The organism is Cyanobium gracile UHCC 0139 (assembly GCF_034931325.1).
Lineage (GTDB): Bacteria > Cyanobacteriota > Cyanobacteriia > PCC-6307 > Cyanobiaceae > Cyanobium > Cyanobium gracile_B.
In genome coordinates, this window is the sequence record NZ_JAYGHX010000004.1 from 159,740 (window position 1) to 179,228 (window position 19,489).

The 19,489-nt window shown below is 72.2% G+C and carries 20 protein-coding genes; 7 read left to right on the plus strand and 13 right to left on the minus strand.

Translation table 11 applies throughout. The annotated features are described in order from the left end of the window. Nucleotides 1-20: 20 nt before the first annotated feature. Together dcd and VB738_RS08510 are read right to left on the minus strand one after the other, a co-directional pair. Complete coding sequence (gene dcd, locus VB738_RS08505) at nt 21-614, minus strand: dCTP deaminase (protein ID WP_106220931.1); 594 nt, start codon at nt 612-614, stop codon at nt 21-23. Between the two features lie 4 nt (nt 615-618). Next, on the minus strand, nt 619-1,218 hold the full coding sequence (locus VB738_RS08510; protein WP_323305340.1) for a cob(I)yrinic acid a,c-diamide adenosyltransferase: 600 nt from the start codon (nt 1,216-1,218) through the stop codon (nt 619-621). Between the two features lie 164 nt (nt 1,219-1,382). Here VB738_RS08510 and rph point away from each other — a divergent pair, with 164 nt between their 5' ends. The 4 genes from rph to VB738_RS08530 all read left to right on the plus strand — a co-directional run bounded on the left by rph (nt 1,383) and on the right by VB738_RS08530 (nt 4,709). Continuing rightward, the gene (rph, locus tag VB738_RS08515; protein ID WP_323305341.1) at nt 1,383-2,135 is read left to right on the plus strand and encodes a ribonuclease PH; all 753 of its coding nucleotides are present in this window, start codon (nt 1,383-1,385) and stop codon (nt 2,133-2,135) included. A gap of 142 nt (nt 2,136-2,277) precedes the next feature. Further along, nucleotides 2,278-2,943, plus strand: a complete 666-nt coding sequence (gene ntcA, locus VB738_RS08520) for a global nitrogen regulator NtcA (RefSeq protein ID WP_416233167.1) — start codon at nt 2,278-2,280, stop codon at nt 2,941-2,943. A 75-nt stretch (nt 2,944-3,018) separates the two neighbouring features. Then, nucleotides 3,019-4,272: a DUF3084 domain-containing protein gene (locus tag VB738_RS08525; protein WP_323305342.1), complete on the plus strand. Its 1,254-nt coding sequence runs from the start codon at nt 3,019-3,021 to the stop codon at nt 4,270-4,272. Then, nucleotides 4,269-4,709 carry a resolvase gene (locus tag VB738_RS08530; protein WP_323305343.1) on the plus strand — a complete coding sequence of 147 codons (441 nt, stop codon included), beginning with the start codon at nt 4,269-4,271 and terminating at the stop codon, nt 4,707-4,709. Before VB738_RS08525 ends, VB738_RS08530 begins: the two co-directional genes overlap by 4 nt. Here the strand turns inward: VB738_RS08530 and VB738_RS08535 are convergent. The 4 genes from VB738_RS08535 to psbH are packed head-to-tail and all read right to left on the minus strand — an operon-like array spanning nt 4,687 to nt 6,159. Continuing rightward, nucleotides 4,687-4,944 (minus strand): DUF3146 family protein, encoded by a 258-nt coding sequence (locus tag VB738_RS08535; RefSeq protein ID WP_190611239.1) that lies wholly within the window; start codon nt 4,942-4,944, stop codon nt 4,687-4,689. The two genes, VB738_RS08530 and VB738_RS08535, sit on opposite strands and share 23 nt — an antisense overlap. A 55-nt stretch (nt 4,945-4,999) precedes the next feature. Next, a complete protein-coding gene (gene pth / locus VB738_RS08540) occupies nt 5,000-5,608 on the minus strand; it encodes an aminoacyl-tRNA hydrolase (protein WP_323305344.1) in 609 nt (202 codons plus the stop codon). A 13-nt stretch (nt 5,609-5,621) separates the two neighbouring features. Then, complete coding sequence (locus tag VB738_RS08545; protein WP_323305345.1) at nt 5,622-5,939, minus strand: TatA/E family twin arginine-targeting protein translocase; 318 nt, start codon at nt 5,937-5,939, stop codon at nt 5,622-5,624. 19 nt (nt 5,940-5,958) lie between these two features. Continuing rightward, on the minus strand, nt 5,959-6,159 hold the full coding sequence (gene psbH / locus VB738_RS08550; RefSeq protein ID WP_015109629.1) for a photosystem II reaction center phosphoprotein PsbH: 201 nt from the start codon (nt 6,157-6,159) through the stop codon (nt 5,959-5,961). A gap of 135 nt (nt 6,160-6,294) precedes the next feature. Here psbH and psbN point away from each other — a divergent pair, with 135 nt between their 5' ends. Continuing rightward, nucleotides 6,295-6,444 (plus strand): photosystem II reaction center protein PsbN, encoded by a 150-nt coding sequence (gene psbN, locus VB738_RS08555; RefSeq protein WP_015109630.1) that lies wholly within the window; start codon nt 6,295-6,297, stop codon nt 6,442-6,444. Here psbN and VB738_RS08560 read toward each other — a convergent pair. Next, on the minus strand, nt 6,432-9,458 hold the full coding sequence (locus VB738_RS08560) for an alpha-mannosidase (protein ID WP_323305346.1): 3,027 nt from the start codon (nt 9,456-9,458) through the stop codon (nt 6,432-6,434). The genes psbN and VB738_RS08560 overlap by 13 nt on opposite strands. Nucleotides 9,459-9,620: 162 nt before the next feature. Between VB738_RS08560 and VB738_RS08565 the strand changes: the two genes are divergently transcribed. Beyond that, nucleotides 9,621-9,740, plus strand: a complete 120-nt coding sequence (locus tag VB738_RS08565) for a photosystem II reaction center protein I (protein ID WP_015109632.1) — start codon at nt 9,621-9,623, stop codon at nt 9,738-9,740. A gap of 114 nt (nt 9,741-9,854) precedes the next feature. Next, nucleotides 9,855-13,049 carry a DUF3769 domain-containing protein gene (locus VB738_RS08570; protein ID WP_323305347.1) on the plus strand — a complete coding sequence of 1,065 codons (3,195 nt, stop codon included), beginning with the start codon at nt 9,855-9,857 and terminating at the stop codon, nt 13,047-13,049. On the opposite strand, the gene VB738_RS08575 is transcribed toward VB738_RS08570, so the two are convergent. The 6 genes from VB738_RS08575 to glyA form a co-directional block, all read right to left on the minus strand. Then, complete coding sequence (locus tag VB738_RS08575; protein WP_323305348.1) at nt 13,046-13,678, minus strand: 3-isopropylmalate dehydratase small subunit; 633 nt, start codon at nt 13,676-13,678, stop codon at nt 13,046-13,048. The two genes, VB738_RS08570 and VB738_RS08575, sit on opposite strands and share 4 nt — an antisense overlap. Further along, the gene (leuC, locus tag VB738_RS08580) at nt 13,675-15,117 is read right to left on the minus strand and encodes a 3-isopropylmalate dehydratase large subunit (RefSeq protein ID WP_323305349.1); all 1,443 of its coding nucleotides are present in this window, start codon (nt 15,115-15,117) and stop codon (nt 13,675-13,677) included. The genes VB738_RS08575 and leuC overlap by 4 nt, the downstream gene beginning before the upstream one ends. Further along, nucleotides 15,114-15,419, minus strand: coding sequence for a DUF2811 domain-containing protein (locus VB738_RS08585; protein WP_323305350.1), 306 nt, complete (start codon nt 15,417-15,419; stop codon nt 15,114-15,116). Before VB738_RS08585 ends, leuC begins: the two co-directional genes overlap by 4 nt. Nucleotides 15,420-15,748: 329 nt before the next feature. Continuing rightward, nucleotides 15,749-17,023 carry a competence/damage-inducible protein A gene (locus VB738_RS08590; protein ID WP_323305351.1) on the minus strand — a complete coding sequence of 425 codons (1,275 nt, stop codon included), beginning with the start codon at nt 17,021-17,023 and terminating at the stop codon, nt 15,749-15,751. After that, entirely contained in the window at nt 17,020-18,102 is a 1,083-nt protein-coding gene (locus VB738_RS08595) for an MraY family glycosyltransferase (RefSeq protein ID WP_323305352.1), read from the minus strand. The genes VB738_RS08590 and VB738_RS08595 overlap by 4 nt, the downstream gene beginning before the upstream one ends. 58 nt (nt 18,103-18,160) lie before the next feature. Beyond that, on the minus strand, nt 18,161-19,471 hold the full coding sequence (glyA, locus tag VB738_RS08600) for a serine hydroxymethyltransferase (protein ID WP_323305353.1): 1,311 nt from the start codon (nt 19,469-19,471) through the stop codon (nt 18,161-18,163). Between the last annotated feature and the right edge of the window lie 18 nt (nt 19,472-19,489).

Sequence of the window (19,489 nt, forward strand, 5' to 3'; positions counted from 1 at the left end):
ATAACCAACTGTTCATCCCCTCAAACCTTCGCCAGCGTCACCCTTTCAGGCTGGTGCTGGTACTTGCCCTGGCGGTCGTTGTAGGTGGTGGCGCAGGGGTCGCCCTCGAAGAACAGCAGCTGGCAGATGCCTTCGCCGGCGTAGATGCGGCAGTCGGCGCCGGAGGAATTGCTGAACTCCAGGGTGAGGTGGCCCTCCCAGCCGGCTTCGGCGGGGGTGGTGTTCACGATGATGCCGAGCCGCGCATAGGTGCTCTTGCCCAGGCAGATCACGGTGATGTTCGACGGCACCTTCATCTTCTCCAGCGCCACCCCCAGTCCGTAGGAATGGGCCGGCAAAATGAAAAATTCGCCGTCCCCATCCCTGTGCATCGGCGCCGGCTCCAGGTTCGCCGGATTGAACCGCTTCGGGTTCATCACCGTGCCCGGCACGTGGCGGAAGATCAGGAACTCCTTCGGCGACAGCCGCAGGTCGTACCCGTAGGACGAGCACCCGAAGCTCAGCACCGGCCCGGTCCGGCCCTCCGGATCTAGGTGGCGCACCAGCGTCGGCTGGAACGGCTCCAGCATTCCGGCCGCGGCCTGTTCGTTGATCCAGTGGTCGTTCTTGAGCATGGCGTCAGCCGCCGCGGCGCAACTGGGTGACCTGATCGGCCATCGCCATCAGGCTGGCCGGCATCGAGGGGCCCGTCAGGATGACATCCAGATGGGCCGGCCGCTGTTCAAGCGCCTCGATCACCGCCTCGGCGCTCAGATAGCCCAGGGCAATCGCCAGACCCAGCTCATCGAGCACCAGCAGATCCAGATCCCCCTTCAGCAGCCGCTCGCGGCTCACTTCCCACACCTCCGCCACCGCTTCGAGCGCCTCCTCGGCCGTGGCCCCCTCCTCCCCTTGCGAGCCCGGCGGCCCATCGAGGCAGTGGGGCGTGCCCGGCCGCAGCCACTCCAGCCGGCCGCACAGCGTCAGGCTGCCCGCCGGCCCCTGCTCCACGCCCCCCTTGAGGAACTGGCTCACCAACACCCGGCTGCCCAGCCCGGCGCTGCGCAGGGCCTGGCTGAACACCGCCGCGAAGCTGCCCCGGAACGGCGCCGTGTGGATCTGCAGCAGCCCCTCCGGCTGGCTCACCAGCCGCAGCGGCGGCACCAGGGCCAGCGGCTCCGGGCGCGCCGGGGCGGCCGTGCGCCGGGGGTGGCCGGGGTCGATGAGGCTGGCGGTCATGGACACCCCACGGAAGCGTTGGTGTGAAAGGTCCGGACGGATCGCCCCGGCCGCTCACCTCCCGAATGTAGCGGCCCTCGCCAGCCCGGCACACCATCGGTAGTGGCTGGGAACAGACGTACCACCGGCGGCGCCTACGCTGGCTCGGCTCCGCCAAAGGCCGCGTGACCACTCCCGCCGACGCCCCCCGCAACGACGGCCGCGCCGCCGACGCCCTGCGCCCGGTGGCCGTCGACTGGGACCCGATGGGCTTCGCCCTCAGCTCGGTGCTCTTCGCCGCCGGCCGCACCCGCGTGCTCTGCAGCGTCTGCCTCGATCCCGAGGTGCCCCGCTGGCGGAAGGGCTCCGGCAGCGGCTGGCTCAGCGCCGAATACCGCCTGCTGCCCGCCTCCACCCCCAGCCGCCAGGGCCGCGAGCTGATGAAGCTCTCCGGCCGCACCCAGGAGATCCAGCGGCTGATCGGCCGCAGCCTGCGGGCCGCCCTCGACCTGGAGGCCCTCGGCGAGCGCACCCTGCTGGTCGACTGCGACGTGCTCCAGGCCGACGCCGGCACCCGCACCGCCTCGATCACCGGCGCCTGGATCGCCCTGGCCGCCGCCCTGGAGCGCCTCCAGCACCAGGGCGTGCTGGCCGCCTCGCCCCTGCGCCAGCAGGTGTCGGCCGTGTCGGTGGGGCTGGTGGACGGTGTGGCCCTGCTGGATCTGGACTACTCCGAGGATTCCCGCGCCGAGGTCGACCTCAACGTGGTGATGGACGAGCAGGGCCGGCTGCTGGAGATCCAGGGCACCGCCGAGGGCGCCCCCTTCTCCCGCTCCCGCCTCGACGCCCTGCTGGATCTGGCCGAACCGGGCCTGCGGGACCTGCAGGAGGCCCAGCGCCAGGCCCTGGCTGTGGCGCCAGGCACCACGACCGGCTAAAGAGTGTCATTGGCTACATGGATCGGCCAGACCGATCCATAGGTTCATCACCAATCGCCACGCCTTGATGGTCGGCGCTACGCGTGGCTTCAGCCGCTACCCCAGCAGCCCTTCCAGCGGATCCCCCGGCTCCGTGACCCCCATGGGCGCCCCCGGCGCCCTGGCCACCACCTTGCTGGACGTGATCCGCGGCCTGGCCGGCAGCAGCGTCGAGACCATCGAGCGCGGCAAGACGATCTTTTTCCCCGGCGACCCGGCCGAGCGCGTCTACCTGCTGCGGCGCGGCGCCGTGCGCCTCTCGCGTGTCTACGAGTCGGGCGAGGAGATCACCGTGGCCCTGCTGCGCGAGAACAGCCTCTTCGGAGTGCTCTCCCTGCTCACCGGCCAGCGCTCCGACCGCTTCTATCACGCCATCGCCTTCACCCGGGTGGAGATGGTCACGGCCCCGGCCACCTCGGTGCGGCGCGCCATTGAGCAGGACGCCAGCGTCGGCCTGCTGCTGCTCCAGGGCCTCTCCTCCCGCATCCTCCAGACCGAGACCATGATCGAGACCCTCACCCACCGGGACATGTCCTCCCGGCTGGTGAGCTTCCTGCTCGTGCTCTGCCGCGACTTCGGCGTTCCCGGCGCCGAGGGGATCACCATCGACCTGCGCCTCTCCCACCAGGCCATCGCCGAGGCGATCGGCTCCACCCGAGTCACCATCACCCGCCTCCTTGGCGACCTGCGCAACGACGGCCTGGTCCAGATCGACCGCAAGAAGATCACCGTCTTCGACCCCATCGCCCTGGCCAAGCGGTTCAGCTGATCGGGCGGCCCCAGCCGGGTGCCGTGAGGCCACCGGCAGGGATACTTGGTGGATCGCGGAACCGGGGCTCGGAAGGTGTCGGGTTGGCTGCTGATCCTCGCGCTCCTGGTGCTCGGCGGAGTGCTCTCCACCCTGGGCGACCGGCTCGGCAGCCGCGTCGGCAAGGCGCGCCTCAGCCTGTTCAACCTGCGGCCCCGCAAGACCGCCGTGGTGATCACGGTGCTCACCGGCAGCCTGATCAGTGCCGTGTCGCTGGGGCTGATGCTGCTGGTGAGCGAGCGCCTGCGGGTGGGGCTCTTCGAGCTCGACCAGATCCAGGACCGCCTGCGGGACAGCCGCGCCGCCCTCAAGCGCAATGAAGGCGAGCTGACCCGCACCCGGGGGGAGCTGGAGCGCAGCCGCCTCGATCTGATCACCGCCGAGCGGCGCCGTGACCAGGCCCTGGCCAGCCAGCGCCGCGCCCGCGACCAGCTGCTGGCCGCCGAGCGCCGCGTCGACACCCTGCGCCGCGAGCTCCAGCCCCTGCAGGCCGAGCGCGCCCGGCTGGAGGCCGAGCGGGCCCGGCTCAGCCGGGAGGTGCAGGGCCGGGACGCCGAGATCCGCCGCACCGAGGCCGAACTGGCCAATGTGCGCCGTCGCATCGCCGCCGGCGAGAAGGAACTCAAGGACCTGGAAACCAACGTCATCGCCCTGCGCCGCGGCGATGTGGTGATCGCCAGCGGCCAGCCCCTGGCCACCGCCAAGGTGCAGCTGCAGCGGCCCGACCAGGCCCGCCAGGTGATCGATGCCCTGCTGCAGGAGGCCAACCGGGCCGCCTTCCAGCAGCTGCTGCCCGGCCAGCCCCCCAACCGCCAGATCCTGCTGGTGCCCCGCAGCGACATCCTCCGGCTCGAATCGCTGCTCGCCACCCCGGGCGTCTGGGTGGTCAGCATCCGTTCGGCCGCCAACGTGCTGCGGGGCGAGGCCCAGGTGTTGGCCTTCCCCGACCTGCGCCCCAACCGCCAGGTGGTGGAGCAGGGTGAGGTGCTCTCCCGCACCGCCCTGGAGCCCGACGTGCGCGAGATCGACGCCGTCCGCAGCCGCCTCAACCTGCTGCTGGCCGCCGCCTTCGCCAAGGCCCAGCGCCAGGGCACCCTGGTCAACGGCCTCCAGTTCGATGCCGCCGGCTTCAACGCCCTGGCCCGGGAACTCAGCGAGCGCCCCGCCGGCGTCACCGCCAACCTCGAGGCGGTGGCCCTCCAGAACGCCGACACCCCCGACCCGATCGGGGTGGAGCTGCGCTGGCTCCGGCCGGGTGGCGCCGGAGCCACCCGGCCGGGACGGCCGTGACCACCGCTCCTTTGGCGGGCCCGGGCCCCCTGGCGGGCCTCGATCCCGGCCGCAGCAAATGCGGCCTGGTGCTCACCGACCCCGAGCGCCGCGAGATCCGTGAGGCCCTGGTGCTGCCCCCGGAAGCGGCCTGGGAGCGGCTGGAGCGGTGGCACCGCCAGCAGGGCCTGGCGGCCGTGGTGATCGGCGACGGCACCGGCAGCGGCCCCTGGCGGCGGCGCCTGGAGCCCCTGCTGCCGGTGGAGCTGGTGGATGAGCGCGGCACCACCCTGGCGGCGCGGCGCCGTTACTGGCAGCTGTTCCCTGCCCGGGGCTGGCGGCGGCTCCTGCCCCTGGGCCTGCGCCAGCCCCCCCGCGATTACGACGACGTGGTGGCCCAGCTGCTGCTGGAGCGGCGCCTGGGATGGGAGCTGATCAGAACGACGCCCGCACCGTGAACACGTAGTCGCCGCCGGGTTCGAGCTGGTAGTCGGCCTTGAGCAGGAAGCGCAGCAGGGCGTCCTGGATCAGGGCGCGCCCCAGGGACGGCTCCACCTGCAGCTCGCCCCGATCAAAGGCCCAGCGGAAGCGCCACTGGAAGCTGCCGGCGCTGATCTCCCCCTCCAGCAGGCAGGGGCTGAAGCTCTGGCGCAGCACCCGCAGCTGGGCGGTGGTGGCGGGAAGGCGGCTCACGGGAGGCGGGGGCTGCGGCGGGTGGCGGGGGTGGCGTCGGTGTCGATCGATGCTCTCAGGATGGCGGCGGATCGGCACGAAAACTGTTCAAACGGTTGGCCGCCTTCTCCAGCCCCACCCGCCGGATCAGGTCGATGCCCGCCTCCACCTCCTCCAGCACCGTCTCCAGCACCGGCCGGTCGGCGGCGGAGAACTTGCCCAGCACATGGGACACCGTGCGGGCCCGGCGCTCCTCGGGGGTCTCGCCCGGCGCACCAATGCCGATCCGCAACCGGGCAAAGGACTCACTGCCCAGGTGGGCGATGGTGCTGCGCAGGCCGTTGTGCCCCCCGGCGCCGCCCGCGGCCCGCACCCGCAGGCGCCCGAGGGGCAGGTCCATGTCGTCCACCAGCACCAGCATCTGGGCGGGCTCAAGCCGGAACCAGTCGAGGGCGGCGCGGATCGAGCGGCCGCTGTCGTTCATGAAGGTCTGGGGCATCAGCAGCCGCAGCCGCCTCTCCCCCTGGCCGGTCTCGGCCAGCAGCCCGTGCAGGCGGCCCTGGTTGCGAAAGCTGGCGCCGCCGGCGCGGGCCAGCCGCTCCAGCACCATGAAGCCGACGTTGTGGCGGGTGTCGGCGTAGCGGGGGCCGGGATTGCCCAGGCCCACCAGCAGTTGCAGATCCAACGGATGGCCGTCCTCAGCTGGCGGGGCCGTTGGAGGGTGCGGCGCTCTCCTCGACCACCGCCGCCGGCGTTGCCGCGTCAGCAGCGGGCGTGATCGCGGCGGGTTCGGCCGCAGGCGGCACGGCGGCAGGGGGACCAGAGATGTCGATGGGCTGCTCGGTGCCCACGGCCGTGCGGAACTCCTTCTCGAACTCCTGCGAGGCCGACTGGAAGCCGCGCAGGGTGCGCCCCAGGGTCTTGCCGAGCTCGGGCAGCCGCTTGGGTCCGAAGACCAGCAGTCCGATGGCGGCGATCACCGCCATCTCGGGCAGACCGATGCCGAAGATGTTCATGGACAGGGGGCGAGAGGAATCAGCCGACGCCGTTCCAGTTGACGTTGATGCCCTCAAGCAGCAGGGACTTGTTGTACAGCTGCAGGATCACCAGCAGGAACACCAGGAAGAGGAGCATGAACACGCCCATCACGGGGGTGGTACCCCAGCCGGGCACCACCTTTCCGTACTCGGAGTTCAGGGGGCGCAGCAGGTTTCCCAGACGGGTGCGTTGGGCCATGGCAGCTCGGACCTCTCGGGCACGGAATCGCGGTGCTTACTGTAAGGGTCTTGCCGGCCGCACCGAGTTGGGCTGTCGAGAGTTGTGACGGAAGCCCCCCGGCCCCGCGACCCCTCCCCCGCCTGAGACCCCTCCATGGATCCCGCCGCCAGCACCTCCCCCGCCCTCTCCGTGGCCCTCGCGGTCCTCGCCGTGCTGCTGGCCCTCACCGGTTTCGGGGTGTACACCGCCTTCGGGCCGCCGTCCAAGGGCCTCACCGACCCCTTCGACGATCACGACGACTGAGCCGTCGCGCTCCCCGCCGGCCCTCGCCCCAGCCGCCAGTGCCCCAGCTGCCACGGTCCCAGCGCCAGGGGTTCGGGCCCTTCGCCGGGCGGATCCTCCCGCTCACCAGCCACCAGAGGCTGGCCCAGGGCATCGCAGGCCCCCAGCACGCTCCAGTGCGGGCCGGGTGAGAAGCGCCGCCGGCAGGGCCCCAGGTTCTGGACGCTGAGGAGTACGTCGCCCGCCTCCACCTCACTGCCATTCACCGCGCGGTCTGCTTCGGTGCCGTCCTCTGCCGGCAGGGGCCGCAGGGCCACCAATTGCAGGTCCTCGCCGAGGGAGGGGAACAGCGTTTCGGCCGGCTCCCCAGCGCCCGCGCCGCCGGCCGCTGCCATCGGCCGGCACCAGAGCGGCTCCCGCAGCCGGGTGGCCTGCTGGGGCGCGGCGGCCGCCCGCCAGCCGCCGGGGCAGGGCAGCAGGGCCAGCCGCTGGCGCTGCCAGCCGTTGTCGGCGCCGGGATCGGGCCAGGTGGGCGCCCGCAGCAGCGACACCCCCAGGCGCTCCGCCGTCCCCGACACCCCCTGGGGGCCATCCAGCAGCAACGCCAGCCCATCGCCGCGGCCGGGGCCCACCGCGGCCATCCAGCTGATGGCGCTCACCTCCCAGCGGGCCCGCTCCCGGGCGGTGCGGGCCGTGGCCGGCCGCTCGATCACCCCGCCGGCGGTGTCGGCCGCCCAGCGGCAGGCCGGATCGGCCAGGGGAATCTCCAGCCGCAGCAGCTCGTGGCGCTGCCGCCACTGGGTGCCCAGCACCAGCTCCAGCCAGGGGCTGCCCGCCAGCAGGCGGCCGTCGAGGCGCACCGGGCTCTCGCCGCAGCGGCCGCGCCAGACGAACCGGGCGCAGAGCGGCCCCGTCTCCAGCCACTGGGGGACCCCCTGCCAGCTCCATTCCAGCGGGTGCTCGCGGTAGTCGGCGGCCAGATCCCAGGCATCCCAGAACTCGCCCCGGTCGCGCCAGCGGCACCAGGCCAGCGGCCCCGCCAGCTGGGGCCGGCCGTTTCCATCAAAGAGCTGCTCCACCCCCGCCGGGCCGATCAGCGCCGACACCAGGCCGTTGCCCAGCCGCCAGTGGTCCGGCCCGCCGCCGGCGACCCGCTCCAGGCGGACCGGCCCCGCCACGGGCGCAGCCCGCTCGCTGCCGGCGGACGCCGGTTGCCGCCGCAGGCGCCGCACCCCCACTCCTTCAAGGCCAGGGATCTGCAGCCACTGGCCGCCCCCGGGGGCCGGCTGGCCCGCCAGCCGCTGCTCGCCGTGCTCCGCCGCCAGCCACCAGTCGCCGGCCGGCAGCCGCAGGGTGCGGGGCTGGGCCGGCAGCGGCTGCAGCTGCACGACGCACCAGGACTCAGCGGCGGTCCCGGCCGTGGCGGCGCCGGTCGCCTCGGCCGCCAGGCCCCGCCGCAGAACCCGGTCGCGGCGGCGGGCGGCCCGACGCCGGGCGCCCCGCCACTGGGGCTCGGCCTGCTCGAACACCTCCGGGATCGCCGTGCCCGGCAGGATGTCGTGGAACTGCTGGAACAGCAGGGTGCGCCAGTCGTCGGCGGCGGCCGGCGCCGGCCGGCCGAAGAGCGCCGCGACCAGATCCGCCTCCCGCAGCAGCCGCTCCAGGGTGCGGTTGTGGCGTTTCTGGTCCGGCCGGCTGGTGGGGCAGCCGCGGTGCAGCTCCAGGTAGAGCTCGTCGCGCCACACCGGCAGCTGCCCCGCCAGCGATTCCAACGGCTCCAGATAGGAGCGCAGGGTGCCGTGGCGCTGGCCGGCGGCCACGGGCTGCTCCTGCCAGAGCGCCAGCTGCTCCAGCATCTCGGCGGTCGGCCCGCCGCCGTGGTCGCCGACCCCGGGCAGCCACAGGGCATCGGCGCAGCCGCTGGCCTGCTGCCACTGCAGCCGGTAGCGCTCCATCGCCACCGGATCGCCGTCGGTGCCGATCGGCGCCGTCATCAGGGCCAGCACCTCGGCGCCGCAGCGGCTGCGCCAGCGGAACAGCCGGTGGGGGAAGGGGTTGGTGGCGTTCCAGGCCAGCTTGTGGGTGCAGAACCAGCGCACCCCGGTGGCCGCCGCCAGCGCCGGCAGGCCGGCGGCGAAGCCGAAGCTGTCCGGCAGCCAGGCGAGCCGGTGGCTCCACTCCGGGAAACTGCGCAGGCTGTAGGCCTGGCCCTCCTGGAACTGGCGCAGCAGCGAGGTGGTGGAGAGCAGCACGCAGTCGCTCTCCACCCACGGCCCGTTGAGCGGCTCGAAGCGGCCCTCCCGCATCGCCCGGCGAACCCGCTCGAACAGGGCCGGCCGGTGGCGCTCCAGCCAGGCATACAGGGCCGGGGTGGAATGGCCGAAGTGGAGCGTCCCAAAGCGCTCCATCAGATCGAGGGCGGAGGTGAAGGTGCGCTCCGCCGCCTGCCAGGTGTCGGCCACCGGCCACAGCCAGGCCAGATCGAGGTGGGCGTGGCCCAGCACCTGAATCACCCCCTCCCCGGGCTCCCCGTCGTGGCGGTGCTCACGGCGCAGCTCCCGCAGCTCGGCGGCGGTGGCCGCCAGCAGGCCGAGGGGATCGGCCGGATCCAGGGGCTCCAGCTCGATGCGGCTGCTGATCAGGGCGCCGTCGTCGTGCAGGGGGCTGCGCAGCCGCAGCTCCAGATCGAGGGCCTCCCCCCGCCACCAGCGCTCGGGCAGGGGCCAGCGGCAGGCGGTGTCGAACAGATCGCCGCTGTGGATGCGCTCGCCATCCACCCAGAGCTCGGCGCTGTCGGCCCACCAGCGCAGCGCCAGCCGGGCCCGGGCCCCCGCCGCCAGGGGGGCCCAGGCCTCCGGGCATGGGCAGCGCAGCCTCAGATGGCACCACTGGCCACCCCGCGGCCAGATGATCAGGCCCCGGGCCGCCCAGTCAGGACGGTGGTCGCGTCCCCACGCCCCCCCCAGCGCCGGACCGCTTCCGCCCCCGGGCTGGTCGGCCTGCCAGAGGGGTTGGAGATCCAGGGGCCGGGGCATGGGGAACGTGACCGAAACGTTTCAATCGGAGCCGGTTGCCCCCGCCAAACGGCATCGGACAGCCTGGATGGCCAACCACCACCCATAAGATGATGCGGCTGCCGAGGGGTCATCGAGACCCGTACCGGCGCCTGTCACTCCCTGTCACCCGCCGGACAGACCATGCTCGCTCTCAAGATCTCGGTTTACTCCGTCGTCTTCTTCTTCATCGGGATCTTCGTCTTCGGCTTCCTGGCCAGCGATCCCACCCGCTCCCCCAGCCGCAAGGACCTGGAGGACTGACCCCTTCGGCGGCGGCGCCACCCGCCACCCGTCCGGACAACCGGACCGCCGCGGGGGTCGCCCCCGAACTCCCATGGCAGGATCGGCCGCGTTCTTGCTGACCATCCGCTGCCTGTGGTGCTCCATCCCCGCTCGGGACGTCGCCAGGCCCCTGAAGGCCTGACCCCTGGGCTGGGCCTGTGGCTGGGCACGTCCTGTGCGCTGGCGTTGACGGCCGCACCGGTCCAGGCACGGCCGGACACACCTTCCAGGCTCCAGGCCGCCCAGGCGCAGCTCGCCCCGGCCCCGGCAGCCACCCCCACCACAGGTTCCACCCCCGATCCCTTCGACGACGAGCCCCTGCCGGCGCCGCCCGCCGGGACCCAGGCCGGAGCCGAGCCCCCAGCGGAGCCAGCACCCACCGTTCAGCCCCCGGCGCCCCGACGCCGCCCCCTGGCGGTCACCCCCCCGCCCACGCCGGAACCGATCCCGGCCGACCCCGCCACCCCGACCGTGCCGGTTCTGGGTCTCGATGCCTCCCCGGCGAGCGACGCCATGCCCCTGGAGCTGGAGCTGACCGCCAACCAGCAGGGCTACGACGGCCAACTGCAGCGCTTCGTGGCCACCGGCAGCGTCATGGCCCGCCTGGCCGGTGGCCGGCTGCTGGCCGACCGGCTGGAGTTCGAGGCCAGCACCCGCACCATCTATGCGGTGGGCAACGTGCGCTTTCAGCGCGGCCAGCAGTATCTGCAGGGCAGCCGCCTCCGCTATGCCCTGCTGGAGGGGGTCGGGGAGATCGACGATGTCTATGGCGTCATCGATCTCGACACCACCAAGGAGGACTTCGACCTCGAGGCGGAGGCCTCCCAGCCCCTGCCGCCGCCGGAGCCGATCAGCTGCACCCCCTCCTATCCGGCCGTGCCCGAGTGGCAGCCGTACCCCTGGGCCGTCACCACCTGGGCCGGCCAGATGTATGCCGGTGAATTCGGCGACACCTTCACCTTCAGCGGCCGCTTCCGGCCCGAATACCTGGGCGGCATCGGCCTGCAGCGCCGCCTTTTCCAGGCTGGGCCCCTGTCGCTGGAGTTCGATGCCAACCTGCTGGGTCACCGGGCCAGTGCCCAGCCTGGCGGCGGCTTCAACCAGGCCGTCCCCTTCTCCGACACCCCCTCCCAGACCTTCGGGGAGTTCACCGGTGGTCTCGGTCTGCGCCTCTGGCTGCGGCCCTGGCTCAACGTGTTCTTCGTCGAGGGCCTCAGCGTCCTCACCGCCAAGAGCAACTACGAGCAGACCTTCCGCCAGAACTCGGCACGCCTGCTCAACTATCTGGCCTTCGAGGTGGAGGCGCTGGTCACCCCCCGCTGGTCAGCCGTCGGCCGCATCCACCACCGCTCCGGCGCCTATGGCACCTTCAGCGGCGTCAGCGAGGGCAGCAACGCCTATCTGGTCGGCCTGCGCTACCGCTTCGGCTCCGACAAGCCCGCCAGTCAGCCGATGCCGGTGCCCCCCGCCCAGGGCTGCCCGGAAGCCCCGCCCCTGGCCAGCGAGCAACCCGATGGGCTGGCCCAGCAGCTCGAGCAGGTGACGATGGGACCGGGCTGGACCGGCACCAGCCGGCAGCCGGCCCCGACTCCCGCCGCCAAGCCCCCTGAAGACAAAGGTGGGGTGTGGCGCAATGCCCGGCACCAGGAACGGCTGCGCCGTGAGGCCATCGCCCGGATCCCCCAGCGGGTGGAGAACGTGACCTTCGAGCGCAGCCTCAAGGCCGAGCGGCGCTTCGGCTTCCCGCGCGAGTTCACCACACCGGAAATCGCCAACGACTTCGGCACCACCCGGCCCGAGCAGCTCAAGGACCAGACCACCGAAGGCAACCAGGAGCTGATCAAGGGCACGGTGAGCCGTTGGCGCATCCAGGCCCGGCGCCTCAAGATCACCCCCAACACCCTCTCGGGCGATCGGGTGGGCTTCACCAACGATCCGTTCACCCCGGCCCAGTCGTGGATGGATTCGGAGAAGGTCGTCATCACCCTGCTCCCCAACGGCGACACCTTGGTGAAGGCCAGGCGCAACACGCTGCGCCTGGAGGATCGCCTGCCCATTCGGGTGGTGCGCCAGCGCCGCATCCAGAAGGACGACGAGGTGAGCAATCCCCTCGTGATCGGCAACGACCGGGAGGACCGGGACGGCTTCTTCCTCGGCTACAACATTCCGATCAAGATCGGCGAGAAGGGGCTCCTCAACCTCCAGCCCCAGGTGATGGTGCAGCGCCTCTACACCGGCAACACCGACGCCTATCCGCTGCCCGGCTCGCCGGCCGGCTCCACCAACATCGTCGAGCAGCCCGCCAAGGGCGGTGACTACTTCGGCCTGGATGCCCGTCTCACCGGACCGCTGCTGGGCTTCAACGCCGATGCCCGCCTCTCCCTCTCCACCCTCAATCCCGACAACTTCGCCAACGGCACCCGCAGCTTCGGCGACCTGGCCCGGCTGGTGAAGCTGCCTGTGATCGGCTTCAGCACCTTCCGCATCTTCGGCGCCTACCGCTTCCGCACCTGGAACGGCTCCCTGGGGGAGCAGGACGTCTACTCCGCCTACGGCGTCTCGCTGGAGCAGCAGGGCGGACTGCCCAGCTGGGGAAAACTGGCCCGCAGCTATTACTGGCGCATGGGGGTGGGCAACTTCCAGGCGGCCCAGGCCAACAGCCCCGACCTCCTGCAGGTGTGGCGCGCCAACGCCATCGGGTCGATGAACTTCTCTTACCCGATCTGGACCGCCAAGCCCACCACCAGCCCGCCGGTGGTCTCCCTGGCCAACTCCCCCGTGCCGATCGTTCCGGGCCTGCGCTTCAACGCCAACCTGCTCGGGGTGGCCGCCTACTTCAGCGACGGCACCAACCAGAACACCATCGGCCTCTCCTTCGGCCCCACCCTCACCCTGGGTCGCTTCGAGAAGCCGTTCTTCGACTACACCCAACTCACCGTCACCGGCGGCATCACCCTGCGCCAGGGCCAGAGCCCGCTCAACTTTGACCGGGCCGTCGACCTGGGCACGGTGGGCATCGGTCTCTCCCAGCAGCTGGTCGGCCCGCTCGTCTTCAGCGGCGGCATCGGCATCAACGTTGATCCCAACTCCGGCTTCTACGGCGACGTCACCGGCTCCTACCTGGAGCTGCGCTGGCAGAGGCGCTCCTACGAAATCGGCGTCTACTACAGCCCCTACGACGGACTGGGTGGCATCCGCGTGCGGCTCAACGACTTCAACTTCCAGGGGCCCGGAACGCCCTTCATCCCCTACCACCCCACCCAGGGAGCCCTGCAGCGCCCCTTCTAGGTGGCGGCGAAGCTGGCCAGGTAGGGGAGCCTGCCGGCGGTGGCCCGCAGCTCGGCGTCATGGGCCACCAGCTGCGCCGTGCCGTTCCATTCCCCGCTCACCAGCATGCGGCGCGGGCCGGCCGCCAGCTCCAGGGGCCATACCAGGGGCTCGCCATCGGCCGCCAGCGTCACCCGGGGCGGCTCGAGATCAAGCTGCAGCCGGGCGCCGGGATGGGCGGCAATGGCGGCCTGGAGGGCCAGCACCGTGTCGTGGTCGGCACTGAGGCAGGGGATCCCCAGGGCCAGGCAGTTGCCGAAGAAGATCTCGGCGAAGCTCTCGCCGATCACCGCCCGGATGCCCCAGCGCATCAGCGCCTGGGGGGCGTGCTCCCGGCTGGAGCCGCAGCCGAAGTTGCGGTTGACCACCAGGATCGCGGCGCCCTGGCTGTCGGCGCGGTCGAAGGGGTGGTCGCCGGCCCGCTCGCGGCGGTCATCGGCGAAGACGCCCTCCGCCAGGCCGTCGAAGGTGACGCACTTGAGATAGCGGGCCGGGATGATCCGGTCGGTGTCGATGTCGTCGCCGGGCACGACGACGGCGCGGCCCCGGCAGTGCTGGATCGGTCCGGCCGGGAAGGGGGTGGCGCTCATGCTCGGGTGGTGGCGGGCTCTGGGGAGGACGGGGTGGCGATCAGGCGGCGCACGTCGGCCACATGGCCGCTCACTGCCGCCGCGGCCACCATGGCCGGGCTCATCAGCAGGGTGCGGCCGGACGCGGAACCCTGGCGCCCCTTGAAGTTGCGGTTGCTGGAACTGGCGCTGATCTGGCGTCCCTCGAGCCGGTCGGGGTTCATGGCCAGGCACATCGAGCAGCCCGGCTCGCGCCACTCGAAGCCGGCCTCGCGGAACACCGCATCGAGGCCTTCGGCCTCGGCCGCGGCCGCCACCTGCTCACTGCCCGGCACCACGAAGGCCTTGATGCCCGACGCCACCTGCCGGCCCCGGGCGACGGCGGCGGCGGCCCGCAGGTCGCTGAGGCGGCCATTGGTGCAGCTGCCGATGAAGCAGACATCCACCGGCAGCCCCTCGATCGGCGCCCCGGGGCGCAGATCCATGTACCGGTAGGCCTCCTCGGCGATCGGCCGCTCGTCGCTGTCGGTCTGCTCGAGGGTGGGCACGGCTTCATCGACGCCGATGGCCTGCCCCGGGGTGATGCCCCAGGTGACGGTGGGCGCGATCGTGGCCGCATCGAACACCACCTCGTCGTCGAAGACGGCGTCGGGGCCGGAGGCGAGGGCGCTCCACCAGGCGACGGCCCGCTCCCAGGCCTCGCCGGCGGGGGCATGGGGCCGCCCCTTCAGATAGGCGAAGGTGACCACATCGGGGTTGACGTAGCCGCAGCGCGCCCCGCCCTCGATGGCCATGTTGCAGAGCGTCATCCGCTCCTCCATCGACAGGGCCTCGATCGCCGGACCGGCGAACTCATAGGCGTAGCCGACGCCGCCCTTCACCCCCAGGGTGCGGATCACATGCAGCACCAGATCCTTGGCGTAGACCCCGCTCTGCAGGGTGCCCTCCACCCGGATCCGGCGCACCTTGAGCTTGCCCATCGCCAGGCTCTGGCTGGCGAGCACGTCACGTACCTGGCTGGTGCCGATGCCGAAGGCGATGGCACCGAAGGCGCCGTGGGTGGAGGTGTGGGAATCGCCGCAGGCCACGGTCATGCCGGGCTGGGTGAGCCCCAGCTCCGGGGCGATCACGTGCACGATCCCCTGGCGGCCGCTGCCGAGGCCATGGAGGGTGATGCCGTGCCGGGCGCAGTTGCCCTCCAGGGTGGCGAGCATCTCCTCGGCCAGGGGGTCGGCGAAGGGCCGGGCCTGGGAGGTGGTGGGAACGATGTGGTCGACCGTGGCGACCGTGCGTTCGGGGTGGCGCACCGACAGGCCCAGGTCGTCGAGGGCGGCGAAGGCCTGGGGGCTGGTGACCTCGTGGATCAGGTGCAGCCCGATGAACAGCTGGGTGGCTCCGCCCGGGAGGTCGGCGACGCGGTGCAACTCCCAGACCTTGTCGTAGAGGGTGCCGGCGCTCAAGAGGAAGGATCGATACGGTCAGAAACCACCCTAGAAGGAGGGTGTTCCACCGGTGCCGGCTCCCGGCGGAACAGGCCGTTGAGGTAGTGGCGGGCCACGGCGCGGTCATGGCTGCCGTGCTGGACCAGGAAACCGGCCAGGGCGGCCTGCATGAGGCGGTACTGGTCCCATTGGGGGTGCACCCGGATGAACTCCCGCATCGCCTCGAAGAGGTCCTCCGGCATCTGGTTCTCGATGCTCACGGTGCGGGGAGCGTGGTCGGGAATCTGGCTCATGCGGCGCTGGTCGTCGGTCCCCCCCATCAGGCCATGGGGCCGCCCCCCGCGTCAAAGCGACCCCCACCGGGCCGGTCCCAAGGGACCGCCGCTGAGAATCCCGGCGCGGGGCGGCTTCCCGGCCGCCGCCCGGGGGTGGCCGCCGGAGCGGTACCTGCCGGGGGTCGCGGTCAAGGGGGGGAGGCCTTTCCCGCAGCCCGGAGCCAGGACCCCTCCGGCAGCTCGGGCCGACCGCCGCCAGCTGTGGAAAACACCCCTGCTTTCGGGGGAAAAGGGCCAGGCAGGGGGGAAAAGTCCATGCCTCAGGATTCGTGATCGATGGCGGCCGCGGCAGCAGATGTTCCGATCAGGCCGGCTCAGATCGCCCCAGTGTTCAGCCGTAACCGCAGACGGTTCAGGCTTTCCCCCACCGTCAGCGTCTGGATCCAGCCGCGCTCGCGGCCGCTGCCGAAGCGCACCGCCTCGCTGCGGCAGCCATCGGGCCCGGCCACGGCGATGTGGACCAGACCCACCGGCTTCCCGGCCGTGCCGCCAGCGGGTCCGGCGATGCCCGTCACCGCCACGGCCCAGGTGGCCCCGGTCAGGCGCCGGGCCCCTGCCGCCATCGCCTCGGCCACCGGGTCGCTCACCGCCCCATGGGCTTCGAGCAGCTCGGCCGGCACCCCCAGCAGGTCCCGCTTCACGGCGTTGGCATAGGCGATCACGCCACCGAGAAACACCTCCGAGGCCCCCGGCACCGCCACCAGAGCCGCCCCGAGGCCGCCGCCGGTGCATGACTCGGCCACCGCCAGGGTCTCGCCCCGGCGCCGCAGGGCCGCCAGCACCACCGAGGCCAGGCTGTCGCCGTCGGCGCCGAAGCAGCTGGTGCCGGTGCGGCGGCGCAGCTCCTCCTCCACCGGGGCCAGCAGGGCGGCGGCGGCGGCCGCGTCGCCGGCCCGGGCCGTGACCCGCAGCTTCACCTCCCCGGCGCCGGCATAGGGCGCCACGGTGGGGTTCTCCAGCGCCAGCAGGTCGTGCACCCGCTCGGCGAGATCGGACTCGGCCACCCCCCAGAAGCGCAGCATGCGGCTGGCGAACACCCCGCCCGCCAGGCCCGCCTCCCGCAGCCAGGGGGCCGCGGTGGCCTCCCACATGGCCCGCAGCTCGCTGGGAACGCCAGGGAAGGTGAGCACGGTGAACCCCGGCAGCGGGGTCCAGATCATTCCGGGCGCGGTGCCGGTGGGGTTGGGCAGCACGGCGGCACCACGAGGCAGCAGGGCCTGCTTGCGGTTGGAGGGGGCCACGATCCGGCCCCGGGCCGTGATCCGGGCCTGGATCGCCGCCCAGATCTCGCCGTGCTCCACCAGCTCGGCGCCGAAGGCCGCCGCGATCGCCTCGGTGGTGAGATCGTCGGGGGTGGGCCCCAGGCCGCCGGTGGTGACCAGCACCTGGCAGCGGCCCGCCGCCTGCCGCACCGCCTCGATCAGCCGCTCCCGGTTGTCGCCCACCACCTGCTGGCGGTGGTGCACCACCCCGAGGGCGGCCAGCTGCTCGGCCAGCCAGCGGGCATTGCCGTTGACGATGTTGCCCAGCAGCAGCTCGGTGCCGATGCAGAGCACCTCCACCCCGGCGCCGCCGGGGGCCCCGCTCACTTGGCCTCCTCCTGCATCTGCCTGCGGCAGACCACCAGCACCGCGATCAGCACCGCCGTGGCCAGCGCCAGCCAGAGGAAGCGCATCTCGGCATTGGCCAGCACCAGGGCGATGGACGCCAGCCACTGGGTGAAGGCGTAGATCAGCACCACGGTGCGGCGGTGGCTGAAGCCGGCGCGCAGCAGGCGGTGATGCAGGTGGCGGCGATCCGGGTAGAAGGGCGAGCGGCCGGCCCGGAGGCGACCCATGATCACCGCTGACATGTCGGCCAGGGGCAGGGACAGGATCATCAGGGGCAGCAGCAGGCTGACGCTGGTGAGGCGCTTGGCCGGCCCGACGATGCTGATCGCCGCCAGGGCGAAGCCGAGGAAGTAGGAGCCCCCGTCACCCATGAAGATGCGGGCCGGGTTGAAGTTGTGGCGCAGGAAGCCCAGGCAGCTGCCGGCCAGGGCCGCCGCCAGCAGGCCGGCGGCGGGCTGGCTGAGGCTGAAGCTCACCGAGAGCAGCCCCACGGCGGCAATGCCGCTCACCCCCGCCGCCAGCCCGTCGAGGCCATCCAGCCAGTTGATCGCGTTGGTGATCCCCACCAGCCAGACCACCGTGGCCAGCAGGCTCAGCCCCTCCGGCAGGGGCAGGCCGGCGGCGGAGGTGCCCAGGCCGAAGGGCAGGTCGATGCTGCCGATGCGCACGCCCTGGTTCCACACCGCCGCCGCCACGAGCACCTGGCCGCAGAGGCGGGGCAGGGGGGGCAGGGCGAACAGGTCGTCCGCCAGGCCGATCACGAAGAAGCAGAGGGCCCCCGCCAGGGTGGTCCAGATCAGCTGGTCCTTGTCCGGAGGGAGTTCGGCAAAGCCGCCGAAGGCCCAGGTGCAGGCCAGCGAGAGGCTGAAGCCCGCCACGATGCCGACGCCGCCGAGTCGGACCATGGGCAGGGTGTGCTGCTTGCGGTCGTCGGGCGGGTCGACCAGCCCCCAGCGCAGACCGAGCCTCCGCACCACAGGCACGATCAGCGCCGTGAGCAGGGCCGCCGCAGTGGCCGTGAGCAGGGCCGCCGCGTTGGGGCTGTAGGCGAGGGTCACAACGGCGGGCCGGAAGAGTGCGGTCCTGAAGGCGACACGTTACGGGCGAACGGGGCCGTCAGGCGTGCTGGAGCTCACGTTGTCGTCCATAGAGGGGGAAGCGGCCGCAGAGGGAAGCCACCCGTTCGCGGCAGCGGAGCTCCACGGCGGCGTCATCCGGGTGGAGCAGCCGGTCGGCGATGACGTCGGCCACCTCGCGGAAGGCCTCGGCATCGAAGCCGCGGGTGGTGAGGGCGGCGCTGCCCAGGCGCAGGCCGCTGGTCACGAACGGCGACTCCGGATCGAAGGGCACCGTGTTCTTGTTGGCGGTGATGTTGACGTCGCTCACCAGGCGGTCGGCCAGCTTGCCGGTCAGGCCGATGGAGCGCAGGTCGAGCAGCACCAGGTGGTTGTCGGTGCCGCCGGAGACCACGGCGATGCCCCGCTCCTGGATCCGCTCGGCCAGGGCCTGGGCGTTGCGCACCACCTGCTGGCTGTAGCTGCGGAAGCTGGGCTGCAGCGCCTCCCCGAAGGCGACCGCCTTGGCCGCGATCACATGCTCCAGCGGCCCCCCCTGGGAGCCGGGGAAGACGGCCTTGTCGAACTGGCGGCCGAAGGTCTCGTCGTTGCAGAGGATCAGGCCGCCCCGGGGACCCCGCAGGGTCTTGTGGGTGGTGGTGGTGACCACGTGGCAGTGGGGCACCGGGCTGGGGTGCACGCCGGAGGCCACCAGGCCGGCGATGTGGGCCATGTCGGCCAGCAGGTAGGCCCCCACCTCGTCGGCGATGGCACGGAAGGCGGCGAAGTCGATCGTGCGGGGGTAGGCGGAATAGCCGCAGATGATCAGCTTCGGCCGGTGCTCGAGGGCCAGCTGGCGGATGGTGTCGAAGTTGAGCTGGTGGGTCTCGGGGTCGACGCCGTAGTGGACGGCCTTGAACCACTTGCCCGACACGTTCACCGGCGAGCCGTGGGTGAGGTGGCCGCCGTGGGACAGGTCCATCCCCAGGATCGTGTCGCCGGGCTGCAGCAGGGCCAGGAACACGGCGAAGTTGGCCTGGGCGCCGCTGTGGGGCTGGACGTTGGCCCAGGCCGCGCCGAACAGCTGCTTGGCCCGCGCGATGGCCAGGTCCTCAATGATGTCGACGTGCTCGCAGCCGCCGTAGTAGCGCTTGTGGGGCAGGCCCTCGGCGTACTTGTTGGTGAGCACCGATCCCTGGGCCTCCATCACCGCCCGGGAGGCGAAGTTCTCGCTGGCGATCAGCTCGAGGTGGGTCTGCTGGCGGCGCAGCTCCTTCTCGATCAGGGCCGCGATGGCCGGATCGCCGCTGGCCAGGGGGCTGTCGATGGAGGCTGCAGGATGCGCAGGGCCGTGATCCGCTCGGTCCGCCATGGGGCTACTCGGTGTGAA

What these genes read in the sequence shown, in the direction of transcription:
- dcd (WP_106220931.1), bottom strand. Translation starts at nt 614, where the DNA reads ATGCTCAAGAACGACCACTGGATCAACGAACAGGCCGCGGCCGGAATG.
- VB738_RS08510 (WP_323305340.1), bottom strand. Translation starts at nt 1,218, where the DNA reads ATGACCGCCAGCCTCATCGACCCCGGCCACCCCCGGCGCACGGCCGCC.
- ntcA (WP_416233167.1), top strand. Translation starts at nt 2,278, where the DNA reads ATGGGCGCCCCCGGCGCCCTGGCCACCACCTTGCTGGACGTGATCCGC.
- VB738_RS08545 (WP_323305345.1), bottom strand. Translation starts at nt 5,939, where the DNA reads ATGAACATCTTCGGCATCGGTCTGCCCGAGATGGCGGTGATCGCCGCC.
- psbH (WP_015109629.1), bottom strand. Translation starts at nt 6,159, where the DNA reads ATGGCCCAACGCACCCGTCTGGGAAACCTGCTGCGCCCCCTGAACTCC.
- psbN (WP_015109630.1), top strand. Translation starts at nt 6,295, where the DNA reads ATGGATCCCGCCGCCAGCACCTCCCCCGCCCTCTCCGTGGCCCTCGCG.
- VB738_RS08560 (WP_323305346.1), bottom strand. Translation starts at nt 9,458, where the DNA reads ATGCCCCGGCCCCTGGATCTCCAACCCCTCTGGCAGGCCGACCAGCCC.
- VB738_RS08565 (WP_015109632.1), top strand. Translation starts at nt 9,621, where the DNA reads ATGCTCGCTCTCAAGATCTCGGTTTACTCCGTCGTCTTCTTCTTCATC.
- VB738_RS08575 (WP_323305348.1), bottom strand. Translation starts at nt 13,678, where the DNA reads ATGAGCGCCACCCCCTTCCCGGCCGGACCGATCCAGCACTGCCGGGGC.
- VB738_RS08585 (WP_323305350.1), bottom strand. Translation starts at nt 15,419, where the DNA reads ATGGGGGGGACCGACGACCAGCGCCGCATGAGCCAGATTCCCGACCAC.
- glyA (WP_323305353.1), bottom strand. Translation starts at nt 19,471, where the DNA reads ATGGCGGACCGAGCGGATCACGGCCCTGCGCATCCTGCAGCCTCCATC.